This window comes from Modestobacter lacusdianchii, assembly GCF_054177765.1.
Map to the genome: position 1 here is coordinate 36,211 of NZ_JBJJTJ010000004.1, position 15,230 is coordinate 51,440.

Annotated in this window: 18 protein-coding genes; 11 read left to right on the forward strand and 7 right to left on the reverse strand. The window is 76.1% G+C overall.

All coding sequences use genetic code 11. From position 1 onward, the window contains the following. Window positions 1-15: 15 nt before the first annotated feature. From ACJTNH_RS03830 to ACJTNH_RS03850, 5 genes are all read left to right on the forward strand, one after another. On the forward strand, window positions 16-639 hold the full coding sequence (locus tag ACJTNH_RS03830) for a DUF6758 family protein (protein WP_458172949.1): 624 nt from the start codon (window positions 16-18) through the stop codon (window positions 637-639). 177 nt (window positions 640-816) lie between these two features. Next, window positions 817-972, forward strand: a complete 156-nt coding sequence (locus tag ACJTNH_RS03835; protein ID WP_458172950.1) for a hypothetical protein — start codon at window positions 817-819, stop codon at window positions 970-972. An 8-nt stretch (window positions 973-980) separates the two neighbouring features. After that, window positions 981-1,652 carry a PH domain-containing protein gene (locus tag ACJTNH_RS03840; RefSeq protein WP_458172951.1) on the forward strand — a complete coding sequence of 224 codons (672 nt, stop codon included), beginning with the start codon at window positions 981-983 and terminating at the stop codon, window positions 1,650-1,652. A gap of 52 nt (window positions 1,653-1,704) precedes the next feature. Next, window positions 1,705-2,562 carry a PHP domain-containing protein gene (locus tag ACJTNH_RS03845; protein ID WP_458172952.1) on the forward strand — a complete coding sequence of 286 codons (858 nt, stop codon included), beginning with the start codon at window positions 1,705-1,707 and terminating at the stop codon, window positions 2,560-2,562. A gap of 67 nt (window positions 2,563-2,629) precedes the next feature. Further along, window positions 2,630-3,484: a RecB family exonuclease gene (locus ACJTNH_RS03850; protein WP_458172953.1), complete on the forward strand. Its 855-nt coding sequence runs from the start codon at window positions 2,630-2,632 to the stop codon at window positions 3,482-3,484. A 42-nt stretch (window positions 3,485-3,526) separates the two neighbouring features. Here ACJTNH_RS03850 and ACJTNH_RS03855 read toward each other — a convergent pair whose 3' ends face one another. Then, complete coding sequence (locus ACJTNH_RS03855; protein ID WP_458172954.1) at window positions 3,527-4,153, reverse strand: LysE/ArgO family amino acid transporter; 627 nt, start codon at window positions 4,151-4,153, stop codon at window positions 3,527-3,529. A gap of 63 nt (window positions 4,154-4,216) precedes the next feature. On the opposite strand from ACJTNH_RS03855, the gene ACJTNH_RS03860 reads away from it, so the two are divergent. Together ACJTNH_RS03860 and ACJTNH_RS03865 are read left to right on the forward strand one after the other, a co-directional pair. Next, window positions 4,217-5,113, forward strand: coding sequence for a LysR family transcriptional regulator ArgP (locus tag ACJTNH_RS03860; RefSeq protein ID WP_458172955.1), 897 nt, complete (start codon window positions 4,217-4,219; stop codon window positions 5,111-5,113). 18 nt (window positions 5,114-5,131) lie between these two features. Further along, entirely contained in the window at window positions 5,132-5,536 is a 405-nt protein-coding gene (locus ACJTNH_RS03865) for a hypothetical protein (RefSeq protein ID WP_458172956.1), read from the forward strand. A 10-nt stretch (window positions 5,537-5,546) separates the two neighbouring features. Here the strand turns inward: ACJTNH_RS03865 and ACJTNH_RS03870 are convergent, their stop codons facing one another. The 4 genes from ACJTNH_RS03870 to ACJTNH_RS03885 form a co-directional block, all read right to left on the reverse strand. Continuing rightward, the gene (locus ACJTNH_RS03870) at window positions 5,547-6,413 is read right to left on the reverse strand and encodes an oxygenase MpaB family protein (protein WP_458172957.1); all 867 of its coding nucleotides are present in this window, start codon (window positions 6,411-6,413) and stop codon (window positions 5,547-5,549) included. Further along, entirely contained in the window at window positions 6,410-7,345 is a 936-nt protein-coding gene (locus ACJTNH_RS03875; protein WP_458172958.1) for an alpha/beta fold hydrolase, read from the reverse strand. Before ACJTNH_RS03875 ends, ACJTNH_RS03870 begins: the two co-directional genes overlap by 4 nt. A gap of 110 nt (window positions 7,346-7,455) precedes the next feature. Beyond that, window positions 7,456-8,559 (reverse strand): outer membrane protein assembly factor BamB family protein, encoded by a 1,104-nt coding sequence (locus ACJTNH_RS03880; protein WP_458172959.1) that lies wholly within the window; start codon window positions 8,557-8,559, stop codon window positions 7,456-7,458. A gap of 131 nt (window positions 8,560-8,690) precedes the next feature. Continuing rightward, on the reverse strand, window positions 8,691-10,235 hold the full coding sequence (locus tag ACJTNH_RS03885; protein WP_458172960.1) for a DEAD/DEAH box helicase: 1,545 nt from the start codon (window positions 10,233-10,235) through the stop codon (window positions 8,691-8,693). Between the two features lie 539 nt (window positions 10,236-10,774). On the opposite strand from ACJTNH_RS03885, the gene ACJTNH_RS03890 reads away from it, so the two are divergent. After that, a complete protein-coding gene (locus ACJTNH_RS03890) occupies window positions 10,775-11,473 on the forward strand; it encodes a ferritin-like fold-containing protein (protein WP_458172961.1) in 699 nt (232 codons plus the stop codon). Between the two features lie 115 nt (window positions 11,474-11,588). Here ACJTNH_RS03890 and ACJTNH_RS03895 read toward each other — a convergent pair whose 3' ends face one another. Then, window positions 11,589-11,819 (reverse strand): DUF3107 domain-containing protein, encoded by a 231-nt coding sequence (locus ACJTNH_RS03895; RefSeq protein ID WP_222194064.1) that lies wholly within the window; start codon window positions 11,817-11,819, stop codon window positions 11,589-11,591. 116 nt (window positions 11,820-11,935) lie between these two features. Continuing rightward, window positions 11,936-12,586, reverse strand: coding sequence for a TetR/AcrR family transcriptional regulator (locus tag ACJTNH_RS03900; protein ID WP_458172962.1), 651 nt, complete (start codon window positions 12,584-12,586; stop codon window positions 11,936-11,938). Between the two features lie 90 nt (window positions 12,587-12,676). Here ACJTNH_RS03900 and ACJTNH_RS03905 point away from each other — a divergent pair, with 90 nt between their 5' ends. The 3 genes from ACJTNH_RS03905 (at window position 12,677) to ACJTNH_RS03915 (ending at window position 15,175) form a co-directional block, all read left to right on the forward strand. After that, window positions 12,677-13,717, forward strand: a complete 1,041-nt coding sequence (locus ACJTNH_RS03905) for an alpha/beta fold hydrolase (protein WP_458172963.1) — start codon at window positions 12,677-12,679, stop codon at window positions 13,715-13,717. Between the two features lie 62 nt (window positions 13,718-13,779). After that, window positions 13,780-14,754 (forward strand): DUF3152 domain-containing protein, encoded by a 975-nt coding sequence (locus ACJTNH_RS03910; protein ID WP_458172964.1) that lies wholly within the window; start codon window positions 13,780-13,782, stop codon window positions 14,752-14,754. A gap of 58 nt (window positions 14,755-14,812) precedes the next feature. Continuing rightward, the gene (locus ACJTNH_RS03915; protein WP_458172965.1) at window positions 14,813-15,175 is read left to right on the forward strand and encodes a hypothetical protein; all 363 of its coding nucleotides are present in this window, start codon (window positions 14,813-14,815) and stop codon (window positions 15,173-15,175) included. The last annotated feature ends 55 nt before the right edge of the window (window positions 15,176-15,230 follow it).

The following is a 15,230-nucleotide window of genomic DNA, read 5'->3' on the forward strand; positions in this document are numbered from 1 at the left end:
GGACGGTGAGCGGCGATGAGCGTCTCCCCGGTGTGCCCGCGCTGCGGCGAGGCGCTGACGGTGCGGCCCGGCAACACCGCCGAGGGCTGGTGCCACCGGCACGCGGCGGTCACCCCGCTGCACCACACCGCCGTCGTCGCGCACGACGCGATCAGCGCCGTCTGCGCCGATGCCCGGGTGCCCGCGTGGGTGCCCGACCCGGTGCCGCGGGGCTGGTCGGTCACCGGGCTGGCCTGGGGCGGTGAGCCCGGTGCCCGGGCGATCGTCGTGGCCTGTGCCGGTCCGGCTCCGCTCGGCGGTGCGGCCGAGCTGGTGCTCGTCGCCGAGGAGCCGGGCACCGGGCTCGGGTGCGGGTACGCCGGGCTGCCCGGCGTCGACCCCGGTGAGCTCGTCGGCGGGCCCTCGACCGTCGCCGTCGAGGCCGCCGGTCAGCGGGCGCCGCTGTGGCTCGTGCCCACCGGTGACGACCGCGCCGCCTACGTGGGCGAGGCGCACGGCGTGTGGCTGTGGCTGGTCATGTGGCCGGCGTCGGCCGCCTGGCTGCTCGCCGAGGACCTGACCCTGCTCGACCTGCGCGAGCGGGTCTACCCGGACCTGCCGCTGGGCCCGACCACCGACCGGCTGCTGCCCGGCCGCTGAGCGCCGGACGGGACGGGATCGGCCGGTGGGCCCCCGGCGTGGCGACTGGTGCTGCGCATGGGGCGGGTGTTACCCATGGGGCGCGGTCCAGCTGGCCGTGGTGGGGTCATGGCGTCGTCCGCGTGCCCCGGACGACGTGCGCCCACCTGGCGGCCCGATGGGAGGAACGGTGCGACCGTGCTGAAGAAGGTGCTCACCTGGGCGGCGATCGCCTTCGTGGTCTTCTACGTGATCCAGCGGCCCGAGGACGCGGCCGGCATCGTGCGCAGCGCCGGGGGTGCGCTCAGTGACGCGGCAGGCTCGCTGTCCTCGTTCGTGGAATCCCTGATCTGAGCCCGGCCGTGTCCGGCCCGCGTGAACGGCGGCCCCGCTGGGGCAAGGACGCCGAGAAGTACCTGCTCCCCGACGAGCCCCCGGTCATCGCCACCCGACGGCACCCCGCGGTGCTGGCCCGCCCGTTGAGCCGCGGTGTCCCCGCGCTCGCGGTCGGGGTGTGGGTGCTCCAGCTCGACCCGGAGAACCGGTTCGGTGCGGTGCTCGGCTCGCTCGTCGTGCTGGGCGCCCTGGTCTACCTGGGCCTGCACGTCGGCGAGTGGTGGGTCCGGCACTTCCTGATCACCCGGCGGCGGGTGCTCATGACGTCCGGGGTGATCATCCGGACGGTCGCGGTCATGCCGCTGCGCCGGATCACCGACCTGACCTGGAAGGAGACCTTCTGGGGCCAGCTGCTCGGCTACGGCACGTTCCGGTTCGAGTCCGCCGGGCAGGCGCAGGGCCTGGACGAGATCACCTACCTGCCGCACGCGAAGGCGCTGTACAAGCGGCTCTCGGAGCTGATGTTCGGCACCGACTTCTCCACCAACCCGGTCAGCTCCGACGAGGACGCCGAGGGGTCGATGCACGCCGACGACCGCGGGGACGGCGACGCCCGCGAGCAGCACATGCCAGGGCCGCTGACGTCGGGCCGGCGGCACGACACCGCGCCGATCCCGCGCACCCGCCCGCCGTCCTGACGGGTCGGCACGCGCGCGACGGGTGCGCACCCCGGTGCGGCAGGCTGTGGGTGTGCGCATCGACCTGCACACCCACTCCTCCGTCTCCGACGGCACCGACACCCCGGCCGGCCTGGTCGCGACCGCGGCCGCGGCCGGGCTGGACGTCGTCGCGCTCACCGACCACGACACCACCGCCGGCTGGGCGGCCGCCGCGGCCGCGCGCCCGGCCGGGCTGACGATCGTCCCAGGCATGGAGCTGTCCTGCCGGTGGTTCCCGGCCGACGAGCCACCGGTGAGCGTCCACCTGCTGGCCTACCTGTTCGACCCGCTGCACCCGGCGTTCGCCGCCGAGCGGGTGCGGCTGCGCGAGGAGCGGCTCAGCCGCGGTGAGCGGATCGTCACCGCGCTGGCCGCCGACGGCTACCCGGTGGTCTGGGCCGAGATCGTCGCCCGCAGCGAGGGCGGGGTGGTCGGGCGGCCGCACGTGGCCCGGGCGCTGGTGGAGGCCGGCGTCGTCGACTCGGTCGACCACGCGTTCGCCACCCTGCTGCACCACCGCAGCCGCTACCACGTGTCCAAGGCCGACACCGACGTGCTCGACGGCATCCGGCTGGTGCGTGCCGCAGGCGGCGTGCCGGTGTTCGCGCACGGCCTGGCCACCTCCCGGGGGCGGGTCGTCGGGGACGACGCGATCGCGGCGATGACCGACGCCGGCCTGCTCGGGCTGGAGGTCGACCACCCCGACCACACCCCCGACCAGCGGGCGTACCTGCGCGCGCTGGCCACGGGCCTGGGGCTGCTGCAGACCGGCTCCAGCGACTACCACGGCACCAACAAGCGCACCCCGATCGCGGCCTGCACGACCGACCCCGAGCAGTACGAGGCGCTGCTGGCGGCCGGCACCGGCACGGCGGTCCTGACCGGCTGAGCAGCTGACGGAGCGGGACCGTCGGTGCCCCCGGCTACCGTGGCCGGGTGACGAGCGAGGGGGAGCGGTGAGCGCGCAGCTGGAGATGCCCGGCATGCCCAAGCGGCTGTTCGCCTGCACGCCCAGCAAGCTGGCCACCTTCGCCGACTGCCCGCGCCGCTACCGGTTCGCCTACCTCACCCGGCCCACCCCGCCCAAGGGCCCGCCGTGGGCGCACAACACGATCGGCTCGGCGGTGCACGCGGCGCTGCGTTCCTGGTGGGAGCTGCCGGTCGAGAAGCGCACCCCGGCGGCGGCCCGCCAGCTGCTGTACAGCGGCTGGTCCCGGGTGGGCTTCCGCGACGAGGAGCAGGCCGCGGAGTGGCGGGCCAGGGCCGCCGCCTGGATCACCGACTACGTGGCCGGGCTCGACCCCACCGACGAGCCGGTCGGCACCGAGCGCACGGTCGGGGCGACCACCGAGGCGCTGGCGCTGTCCGGCCGGGTCGACCGGATCGACCGGCGCGGCGACGAGCTGGTGGTGGTCGACTACAAGACCGGCCGGGTGCCCAGCACCGAGGACGAGGCCCGTGGCTCACCGGCGCTGGCGTTGTACGTCCTGGGCGTGCGCCGCACCCTGCGCCGGCCGTGCACCCGGGTCGAGCTGCACCACCTGCCCAGCGGCACGGTGGCCGCGTTCGAGCACACCGACCGGTCGCTGGCCAACCACGTCCGCCGGGCCGAGGACATCGCCGCCGACATCGGCCGGGCCACCGAGGCGCTCGACTCCGGCGCCGACGTCGACGAGGCCTTCCCGCCCGCGCCGGGCCGGCAGTGCAGCTGGTGCGACTTCCGGTCCAGCTGCCCCACCGGCCAGGCGGCCGCCCCGGCGCGGGAGACGTGGAGCTCCCTGCCCACCGAGCCGGTGGCGCCGGCCGAGTGAGCCGACCACGGCGTCGGTGCCGGCTGGCCGGCCGCACGGGGCTCAGCCGCCGGTCGCCCCGCGGACGGCGAGGGACGCGGCGAGGGCGAGCATGACCAGCGCGATGACGCCGTCCAGCACCCGCCAGGCGGCCGGCCGGGCGAACACCGGCCGCAGCAGCCGGGCGCCCCAGCCCAGGCCGACGAACCAGATCGCGCTGCCCAGCACGGCGCCGGCGCCGAACCACCAGCGGCGCTCCTCGTAGGTGCCGGCCAGCGAGCCGAGCAGCACCACGGTGTCGAGGTAGACGTGCGGGTTGAGCCAGGTGAGCGCCAGTGCGGTGGACACGGTGACCGCCAGCCCCGCGTGGGCGCCACCGGCGTCGGGCAGCAGGGCGGCCGGGCGCAGCGACCGCCGCGCGGCCAGCAGGCCGTACACCAGCAGGAACGCCGCCCCACCGAAGCAGACGACGGTGAGCAGGCCGGGCACCCGGGTGACCAGGGCGCCGGCGCCACCGACGCCCGCGGTGATCAGCACGACGTCGGAGAGCAGGCACACCGCGACCACCGCGGCCACGTGCTCGGCGCGCAGCCCCTGCCGCAGCACGAAGGCGTTCTGCGCGCCGATCGCGACGATCAGGGAGAGGCCGAGGCCGAGTCCGGCGGCGGCGGCGAGCAGAGCGGAGGACACGGCGAGGACGCTAGGTCGGGCGGACGTCGGAAGGCCAGCTCACTTTCCTGATGTACCTGAAGCGTGTCTGATGGCACCGTGGACCTCGACCTGGCCCAGCTGCGCGCCCTGGACGCCACCGTCACCGCCGGCACGCTGGACGCCGCCGCCCGCGCCCTGCACGTGACGCCGTCGGCGGTCAGCCAGCGGCTCAAGGCGCTGGAGACGGCCACCGGCCGGGTGCTGCTGGTGCGCAGCAAGCCGGTGCAGCCCACCGAGTCGGGCCAGGCGCTGCTCCGGCTGGCCCGCCAGATCGACCTGCTCGCCGCCGACGCCACCCGCGAGCTCGACGGCGCCACGGAGGGTCCGGTCACGCTGCCGATCGCGGTCAACGCCGACTCGCTGGCCACCTGGGTGCTGCCCGCGCTGGCGCCGCTGGCCGGCGAGCTCGCCTTCGACCTGCACCGCGCCGACCAGACCGAGACGGCGGCGCTGCTGCGGTCCGGCGCGGTGATGGCCGCGGTGACCGGCGACGCCGCCCCGGTGCCCGGCTGCAGCAGCACCCGGCTGGGCAGCATGCGGTACCGGCCGATGGCCACCTCCGCCTTCGTGCAGCGCTGGTTCCCCGCCGGTCCGACGGCGCAGGCCCTGGCACGGGCGCCGATGGTCGTGTTCGACCGCAGCGACGACCTGCAGCACGCCCACCTGCGCGCCCGCGACGTCGACCCGACCGCGCCTCCGGTGCACGTGGTGCCCTCGTCAGCCGACTTCGTCGCCGCCGTCGCGCTGGGCATGGGCTGGGGCATGGTGCCCGACCAGCAGGAGCCACCGGGGGTGCTCGTCGACCTGGACGCCGCCGGGGCGGTGGACGTCGTCCTGCACTGGCAGCAGTGGAAGCTCCGCTCCCCGACGCTGGACCGGGTCGCCGAGGCGGTGCGCACCGCGGCCCGCGGTGCGTTGGACCAGTCGCCGCCGGGCTGAGTACGGCAGACTCGGGCGATGGTCGCGCTGATCGCGCTGGTGGTGGTCGCGGTGCTGGTCGCCGCCGGGGTGGCGCTGGTGCCGGCGGCACGCCGGTCCGACGGCAGGACGGCGGACGTGCTGCGCTGGGTGGCGCTGGGCCTGGCGGTGCTGGTGGCCGTCGCGCTGGCCGCCGACGTCTGGGCCGACGCCGGTGGGTTCGCGGTCGTGGCGCTCGGGCTGCCGGTGGTGGTCCTGCTGGTGCCCGTGCTCGCCGCCGGCTCCCGGTGGGCGGGCGCCGTCACCGCCACCGCGGCCACCGTGGTGCTGGCCTGGGCGCTGGTCCTGGGCCTGGGCATCGGGCTGCTCCTGCTGCCGGCCGTCGTCCCGGCGTTCGTCGCCGCCGCCCTGGGCCCCGCCCGCCGGACGACGCCCGTGCGGTGACCCGCGCGGTTCAGGCGGTGAGCGGCTCGGCCACCCGCTCGCGGGCGGCCCGCACGATCGGTGACTCGCGCACCCGGGCAGGTACGGCCAGCGCCGTCTGCCGGAAGGCACGCAGCCCGGCGGTCGCCGCGGCGTCGGTCACCCCGAACCCGGGCAGGCCGTAGAGCCGGCGGGCCCAGCCCGGGAGCGTGGCCGCGCCCAGTGAGGCCAGCGTGCTCCAGGCCGGCCTGGCCGGGGTGAGCAGCTGCACCCAGCCCGGCATCGGCGGCACCAGGACGAACCGTGAGGCGCTCCGGGCGGCCGGGGTGACCGCCAGCCGCGCCCGGACGCCGGCGAAGTACGCGTCCAGCTCGGCGACGGTGCGCGGCACGTCCGCCTCCTCGCAGCCGACCAGCACGGCGGCCACGACCTGTTCCTCGACGTACCGGTCGGCGTCGGCGTCGGTGAGCGGCACGCCGGCCCGGCGGGCCGTGGACAGCAGCGACTCGACCTCGCAGTTGTGCACCCACAGCAGCAGGTCGGCGTCGTCGACGCGGTACTGCCGTCCGGTGGTCTCCTCGACCGCCGACTTGTCGCGGTGCAGCCCACGCACCCGGCGCACCTGGCGCAGCGCGTCGCGCCGCGTGCCGAAGGTCAGCGTCGCGACGTACTCGGCGGTGCGGGTGAGCCGGGCCCACGGGTCGCTGGCGAAGGCGGTGGAGAACCGGTGCACGCCGTCCATCGCGACCGGGTGCAGGGCCTGCAGCAGCAGCGCGCGGATGCCGCCCACGGAGAACGCCGGGTCGCTGTGGATCCGCCAGCTGACGCTGTCCGGGCCGAAGAAGCCGAGCAGGTCCTCCTCGGGTGTGAACTCCTTGATCGAGGGTGTCGCTCTCATCGCACGGCCTCGCTCTGCTCGCCGGCAGCCGCGGCGACCGAGGCGGCTGGATCGGCCCAGAAGGTCAGCAGCGCCTGCAACGTGCGGGCCGGGTTCTCGATGGCGGGGGAGTGCACCGCCTGTGGGACGACCTCGTGCCGGGCGCCCAGCCGTCGGGCCATCTCCGCCTGCACGGCCGGGCTCCAGGCGTCGTCGGCGACACCGTGGGCGACGAGCACCGGCACGCCGGTCGCGGCGAGTTCGTCGACCCGGTCGGGCTCGGCGAGCATCGCGTCGGCCATGCCGCGCAGCCCGGCGGCGCTGTTGGCCAGGAACCGGCGGCGGAGGAACTCCGCCGTCGGGGCGGGGACCGCCTGCGCCCGGGGGTCGGTCATCGCCAGCTGCTCGAGGGTGTCGTTGACCAGCTGCACCCCGCCGGCGTCCAGCAGCGGGGACAGGTGGTCCAGCAGCTCGGCACGCGGGCCGGTCAGCGCGCCCGGCCCGCTGCCCAGCAGGGTGAGGGAGTCGAACAGGGTGTGCTCGGCGAGCACCGCGGCGCGGGCGACCAGCCCGCCGAAGCTGTGCCCGAGCAGGTGCAGCGGGCCCGGCGACTGCGCGCGCAGCTGCCGGCTCACCGCCACCACGTCGGCGGCCAGCTCCGCCACCGAGTACCGCGCCGGGTCGTCGGGGCCGGCGGACTCGAACTGGCCGCGCTGGTCGAGGGCGACCACCCGCACCCCGGCGTCGGCGAGCGGCGACAGCAGCGGGGCGAAGTCCTCCTTGCTGCCGGTGAACCCGGCGACCAGCAGTGCCGTGCTGCCGTCGGCCGGGCCGGTGTCCAGCGCGGCCAGCGGGCCGCTGCCACCGCGGAAGGTGACCGGGACGGCCTCGTGGGCGGCCAGCTGGCGGAGGTCGTGGGGGGCGGTGTGCTCGGAGCCACCAGGCAGGACCATGCCCTGAGTGTGCCCCGCGGTCCGGTCGCGTGCCGCCGACCCCGCCCTCCGGCCCCCTTCCAGGGGCCCGCCGCGAGCTCGCGAGTGGTGGGGAGGAAGGGGGCCCTTCCTCAGCGGTGGCCGAGCACCTCCTCGGTGGTGCCGTAGACGACGACCGGGCCCAGCACGGACGTGCGACCCCCGGGCGGGACGTCGTCCCCGGTGGTCGACCGGGCGACCTCGGTGCCCTCCTCCAGCGTGCGCCGCACGAACGCGCCGTCCTCCGGCACGGTCACGGTGCTCACCCCGGCCTCGTCGGCCGTCCCGGCCGAGGGCAGACCGCGGGCGGGGACCTGCCACTGCGGGAGGCCGGTCGTCTGGTCGAGGGCGTAGGCGGTGCCGCGGGCCCACAGCAGGGCGACGTCCCCGACCCCGGCCTGCTGGAGCGGCTCGTCCTGCGGGTCGGCCCCGGCGGGCAGTGCGGGCAGGGCGAGGTCGGGCAGTGGCGTGCCGTCGACCGGGGAGAAGACCAGCACCCGGTCGTCGACGACCACGGTGACCAGCCGGTCGACCCCGGCCAGCCGGGCGGTGCTCGCGCCGGTGTCGACGTCGCGGGTCCAGATCTCGGTGCCGCCGAAGCCGTCGAGCAGCTTCACCTGGAGGGCGCCGGCGTCCGGGCAGCGCTGCAGCACGACCACCCCGGAGCTGCCGACGTCGGAGCCGACCAGCCGGCAGCCGGCCGGTGGCGCGTACCGCCAGCGGGTGTTGTTGCCGGCCGGGTCGATGGTGACGACGCCGGTCGGGCTGCTGGCCAGCAGGATCTGGTCGGTGCTGGCCAGGTCGACATCGGTGCGGAAGCGCACGTTGCGGTACCAGTCCCGCTCACCGGTCGACGCCGCCAGGGCGGTCAGCTCGTTGCAGCGCGAGGTGGTGCGGAAGGCCGCGATCACCGTGCCGTTGACCGCGGTCGCGTCACAGAGGGTGGCGTTGGACCGGCGGTAGTACCAGGCCTCCTCGCCGGTGACGGCGTCCAGCATGGCGACGCCGTGCTCGTCGGTGACCAGGACACGGCCGCCCTCCACCGCCCGGCGGGGCCCGTCGGCGGTCGCGGCTGTCCAGACCCGGCTCAGCTCGGCGGCCGGCGCCTCGTCCGGCACCGTCGCCGGCGGAGCGGTCGTGCGGGAGGTGGCGACGACGTCGGAGGTGCGCCACAGCAGCACGGCGACGGCGGCCACCACGAGGGTGGCCGCCGTCCAGACCCAGACCCGCCGCGGTGGGCGTCGCTGCGTGGGGATGCGCTGGAACGGCCTGCCTCCAGGGACCCGCCCCGAGCGGAGCGAGGGTCGGTGGGAAGGCAGGCCCTTCATCAGGCGACGGACTCGGCGCCACCGCCACCGCCGCCGTTGCCGCCCCGGCCACCGCGCCGACGGCGGCGCCGCGGCCGGCTGCCCGCGCCGTCCTCGCTGCCGGCGGAGCCCGCCGGAGCGGCGTCGTCGGCGGCGGGGGAGTCGGTGCCCAGGGCCGCCGCGGCACCGGCCGCGGCGGCACCGCCGCCCCGGGTGCGCTGGCGCGACCGGGTCTTGCGCGGACCGGCCGAGGGCTGGTCCCCGTCGGTGCGGGCGGCGTCCCGGCCCGGGCCGGAGTGGTTGCCCCCGGACCGGCCCGCGGTCTTCTGGCGCTTGCCGGTCTCGCCGAGGTCCTCCAGCGTCTCCGCGCCCAGGCCCTCACGGGTCCGCTGCGAGCGGGGCAGCCGGCCGGTGGCCGTGGTCGGCACGTCGAGGTCGGTGTAGACCCACGGCGAGGTGGAGTAGGTCTCCGGCGGGTCGGCGTAGGGCAGGTCCAGCGCCTTGTTGATCAGCTGCCAGCGTGGGATGTCGTCCCAGTCGACCAGGGTGACCGCGACGCCGGTGCTCCCCGCACGCCCGGTGCGACCGATCCGGTGCACGTAGGTCTTCTCGTCCTCGGGGCACTGGTAGTTCACGACGTGGCTCACACCGGTGACGTCGATGCCGCGGGCGGCGACGTCGGTGGCGACCAGCACGTCGACCTTGCCGGCGCGGAACGCGCGCAGCGCCTGCTCGCGGGCGCCCTGGCCGAGGTCACCGTGCACGGCGGCGGCGGCGAAACCGCGGTCGACCAGCTCGTCGGCGACCTTCTGCGCGGTGCGCTTGGTGCGGCAGAAGACCATGACCAGGCCGCGGTCGCGGGCCTGCAGCACCCGGGCGAGCAGCTCGGGCTTGTCCAGGTTGTGCGCCCGGTAGATGAACTGGGTGGTCTGCGGGACCGTCGAGCCCTCGTCGTTGCCGTGCGCCCGGATGTGCGTGGGCTGGCTCATGAACGACCGCGACAGCGTGACGATCGGGCCGGGCATGGTCGCGGAGAACAGCATCGTCTGCCGCTTGTCCGGGACCATCGCCAGGATCCGCTCGATGTCGGGCAGGAAGCCCAGGTCGAGCATCTCGTCGGCCTCGTCCAGCACCAGGCCGCGCACCTTGCCCAGGATCAGGTGGCCCTGCTGCGCCAGGTCCAGCAGCCGGCCCGGGGTGCCGACGACGACCTCGACGCCGGCCTGCAGCGCGGCGACCTGCGGCTCGAAGGCCCGCCCGCCGTAGATGGCCTGTACCCGGATGCCGCGCCTGCTGCCGGCGGCGGCGAGGTCGCGGGAGACCTGCACGCACAGCTCGCGGGTCGGGACGACGACCAGGGCCTGCGGGACGCCGTCGGCGCCCTCGGACGGCGGGGTGACCCGCTGCAGCAGCGGGACGCCGAAGCCCAGCGTCTTGCCGGTGCCGGTGCGGGCCTGACCGATCAGGTCGTTGCCGGCCAGGGCGAGCGGGAGGGTCAGCTCCTGGATGGCGAAGGTGCGGGTGATCCCGACCTCGGCCAGCGCGGCCACGATGTCGGGGTGCACGTCGAAGTCGCTGAACAGCGGGCTGTCGCTGGCGACGGGCGCCCCGCCCAGCTCCTCGACCTGCTGCTCCAGCTCCTCGGGGGCCGGGGCGCCGCTCTCGGCCCGCTCCAGCTCGGGAGCGGCCGGGGTGTTCTCGACGGGGGTGTTCTCGGTGGAGGTCAGTTGTCTCGCCTCGGTCTGGTGGGGGACCAGGAGCGCTCGGCGGTGCCTGGGAGCAGGCGTTGCCCGGCGGCGCTCGCCGGTCCCGGGGTCGGTTCCGGGATGTTCGATCCACGCGCCGACGCGGCCAGCAGACCGGGCGTCCGGTGCAGACTGCCCGGGAGACGGCCCTCGGAGGGCCGGTCTCGAGGAGGAGATCCAGCGGTCATCAGCGCACAGGGAATTGCTCTTCGGGGAACGAGCCCCAGGGCCCGTCGATTCCATCCTAGCCTGACCAGCCCGTTAGCCTCCCCCTGCCGCCGTGCGACACGGCCGTGCGGCCACCCGTCCGGGTGGTCGCGGCCGCCCGGCGGTGACGACCGCACGACGAGGGAGGACCCGTGGCCAGCGCCCAGGACAGGGCCGACGGCGGACCCGCGGCCCCAGCCGGCGAGGGCCCCGGTCAGCAGGCGGTCGTCGCCCTGCTCGGGGTGCTCGCCTACGCCGAGCTGACCGCCTTCGACCGGCTCGCCGAGGACGCCCGGCTGGCCCCGACGCTGGACGGCCGGTCGGCGCTGGCGCGGATGGCCGCGGCGGAGATCGGTCACCACGAACGGCTGACCGCGCGGCTGCGCGAGCTGGGGGTCGACGTGGCCGAGGCGATGCGCCCCTACGTCGCCGCGCTGGACGCCTTCCACGACGGCACCCGGGCGAGCACCTGGCTGGAGGGCCTGGTCAAGGCCTACGTCGGCGACGGCCTGGCCACCGACTTCTACCGGGAGGTCGCCGCCTTCCTGCCCCAGCCGGACCGGGCGCTGGTCGAGGAGGTGCTCGCCGACACCGGGCACGCCGACTTCGCCCTCCGCGAGGTGCGGGCCGCGATCGTCGCCGACCCGACGCTGGCCGGTCGGCTGGCGCTGTGGGCCCGCCGGCTGGTGGGGGAGGCGCTGACCCAGTCGCAGCTGGTCATCGCCGAGCACGACGAGCTGGCCGGCCTGATCATCGGTGGCACCGGTGACCTGGCCGGGGTGGCCCGGCTGCTCCAACGGCTCACCGCCGCGCACTCCGCCCGGATGCAGGCCCTCGGCCTCAACGGCTGACACGACGACAGGGCGCCACCGCGGTGCGGTGACGCCCTGTCGACGAGCCGTGCCCGGCCCCGGTGCAGGGCCCGCGACGAGCGTCAGCCAGTCGTGGGGGCACCGGTGGCCGTCGTCAGCCGGCGATGAAGCCCACCCGGCGCTGGTCGGCCTCGGCGATCTCGACGTAGGCGATCCGGTCGACCGGGACGACGACGCGGCGACCGCGCTCGTCCACCAGCGTCAGCAGGCCGTCCTTGGACGCGCTCATGGCCTTGGACACCTCAGCCGCGATCTCGTCGGGGGTCTTGGGGCTGTCGATGACCAGCTCGCGGGGGGAGTGTTGGACACCGATCTTGACTTCCACGTGGAGATGCCTCCTCAGGTCTGGCTGCTGGCTCCCCACGCTAGTCCAGGGGCCGGGGGGCCAGCCGGTCCGGCGGGTGCGCCGTCAGCGAAACCGCCGAGCCCCGGGAGCCGGGCTCAGGCGTCGTCGGCGTCGTCCCGGCGGGGGAAGCCGGAGATGCCCCGCCAGGCCAGCGCCGACATGAGCGAGACCGCCTCGTCGCGGGAGAGCGTGCCCTTGCGGGCCAGCCACCACCGGGCGCTGTTCTCGGCCAGCCCGGTGAGCCCCGCGGACAGCAGCAGGGCACGCTCCGGGTCGGCGCCGGTGTCGACCGCGATCACCTCGGCGATCGCCTCGATGCACGCCAGCGCGCCGCGGTCGGCCAGCCGGCGGACGTCGGGGTCGTTGCGCAGGTCGGACTCGAAGACGAGCCGGAACGCCTCGCCCTCGGCGTCGACGAAGTCGAAGTAGGCGCCGACCGCGCCGTCGACCCGGGCGCGGTTGTCCTCGGTGCCGGCCATCGCCTGGCTGACCCGGTCGCTCAGCTCGTCGACCTGCTGCTCCAGCAGTGCCAGGTAGAGCTCCCGCTTGCCGGGGAAGTGCTGGTAGAGCACCGGCTTGCTGACCCCGGCGCGGTCGGCGATGTCGTCCATCGCGGCGGCGTGGAAGCCCTGGGCGACGAACACGTCCTGGGCGGCCCGCAGCAGCTGCAGCCGGCGGGCGCTGCGCGGCAGGCGGGAGGTGCGGCGGGCGGCCGGCGGCACGGGTAGGGGTCGGCTGGGCTGCATGGCGGGGCGAGCTTACCGACGCCGTTCCCGGACGGCGCCGTCCGCAACGGTGGGCGGTCGGCGCCCCCTGGGTGTTCTACCGTCGGCCGGGTGAGCGACGCCCGGCTGTCCGAGACCCCGCTGCCCCGGCCCGGCGTGCTCATCCCGCCGTGGCCCGGGGCGATGGTCCCGGTGACCGGCGGTGAGGTGCTCGTCCGGCACACCCCGTGGTCCGGGCCGGTGGACGACGACGGGCAGCCGGTGGCGGACCCACCGGCGGACGCCCCGCACGAGCGGGCGCTGTACGTGCACGGCCTGGGCGGTGCCTCGACCAACTGGACCGACCTCGCCGCGCTGCTCGCCGTCCGCTTCGACGGCTACGCGCTGGACCTGCCCGGCTTCGGGCAGTCCGCCCCGCCACCCCGCTACTCGATCCACCGGCACGTGCAGGCCGTCGTCGACGTCCTGGAGTGGGTCGTCGCGCAGCCCGGGCCCGGTCAGGGAGCCCCGGTGCACCTGGTCGGCAACTCCCTCGGTGGGCTGGTCAGCGTCTGGGTCGCCGCCCGCCGCCCCGACCTGGTCGCGACCCTGACGCTGATCTCGGCGGCCATGCCCGTCTACCGGGTGCCCGCGGCGTTCGACCGGGCCATCACCCTCGTGCTGCTCCCCGGCGTCCCGTCGCTGGCCGAACGCCGGATGGCCGGGGTGAGCCCGGAGCAGCGGGTGCGCGGGCTGCTGCAGATGTGCTTCGGCGACCCGAGCCGGGTGCCGCGGGAGCGGGTCGAGGAGGCGGTCGCGGAGATGCGGGAGCGCGACGAGCAGCCGTGGGCCGGGCAGGCGCTCACCCGCAGCCTGCGCGGCCTGATGACCTCCTACTTCCGCGTCGGCCGGGCCAACGCCTGGCGGATGGCCCGCTCGGTGCAGGCGCCGTCCCTCGTCGTGTGGGGCGACCGGGACAAGCTGGTCGACCCGAAGCTGGCCCCGAGGCTGGCCGAGGTGCTCCCCGATGCGCGGCTGCAGGTGCAGGCGGGCATCGGGCACCTGGCGATGCTGGAGGCGCCGGAGCCCACTGCCCGTGCGGTCCTCGCGCTCGCCGAGGACGCCGCGTCCGCGACGACCGGGCGGGCCGCCAGCCCCACCCAGCGGGTGTGACGCCCCCGCCGCCCCGGCCAAGGTCTGCCGCCGGGGGCGGTGGGCGTGAGAACCTGGCGCCCGTGACGAGCTCCGGCCCGCGCGCCGACCGGGAGGCGGGCCGGCGTGGGCAGCCCGCCGGCGCGCCACCCCGGCAACGGCCGGCCGGCCCACACGCCGCCGACCCGCGCGCCGCCGGCCCCCTCGTCGCCCGCCGCGACCCCGCCCCCCGGCCCCGACGCCGACCGGCTCCCGCCGGCAGCCGCTTCGGCCGGTTCGTCCAGCGGTACGGCTGGCGCGCCTACGCCATCCCGCTGCTCACGGTCGCCACCGTCATCGCCCTGCTCGACGCCGTGACCGGGGTGGTCACCGGTGGCCGGGCGACCGAGACCGCGGCGGCCACCCCGGCCGGCCCTCCCGCCCCACCCGCCCCCGCGACCGCCGCGCCCACCCCCACGGCCGCGGCGGAGGGAGAGGGCACGCCGACCGAGGCCCCCGCCCCGCCCGCGGCGGCCACCTACGTGGAGCAGGGCGCCGGGACGGTCTCCGTCGTCGACGGGGCGTCCGGCGTGTACGGCACCGGCCCGCTGCAGCGGTTCGTGGTGGAGGTCGAGGACGGCATCGGTGTCGACGGGGCGCAGTTCGCGGCCGCCGTCGAGGCGACCCTGGGTGACCCGCGGTCCTGGGGTGCCGGCGGGCAGCGCTCCTTCCAGCGGGTCGGGGCGGCCGAGGCGGCCGGCGGTGCCTACGACTTCCGGGTCAGCCTCGTCAGCCCCGGCAGCATGGAGACGTACTGCCCGGGGGTGGGCACCGGCGGCTACACCTCCTGCCGGTACGGCGAGCGCGCCGTGATCAACCTGGCCCGCTGGGAGACGGCCGTCCCCGACTACGGCGGGGACGTCGCCACCTACCGGCAGTACGTGGTCAACCACGAGGTCGGGCACGCCCTCGGCAACGGCCACCGACCCTGCCCCGGCCCCGGGCAGCTCGCCCCGGTCATGCAGCAGCAGACCCTCGGCCTGCAGGCCTGCGTCAAGAACGCGTGGCCGTATCCCTGACCGCCGTGCAGGGCCGGCGCGTCCCGTTCGGGCAGGGCAGGTGGCACAGTGCGTCGGCGTGGACGTCGTCGTCGAGGTGGACGGCTGGGAGCACGAGTGCTGCGGGGGGTCCATCGAGCGGGACCAGCTCGTTGACCTCACGTGCATCTGCTCCACGGGGCCGGACGGGCGCACGCGGCTGACCGAGACCCACCACGGCGGTCTCGACGTCGCAGCCGACGAGCAGGTCCGCGGACGGGTCACCGACATCCGCGTCGGCCAGGGTGCAGGGGCCTGGCTGCCGGTCCTCCGGGTGCCGAGCGGGCGGGCGCTGCGGGGCCTCGACGATGCCGACGACGGCCACCTGGAGGACCCGTGGACCGGTGAGGTCGTCACATCCGACTCCCCGGTCTTCCGCGTCAGCGTCCGGACGCACCGCTGACCGCGCGCGTTCCGAGATCACGGTGGACCGTCCCGGTGGATGGGACGGGGTCCGG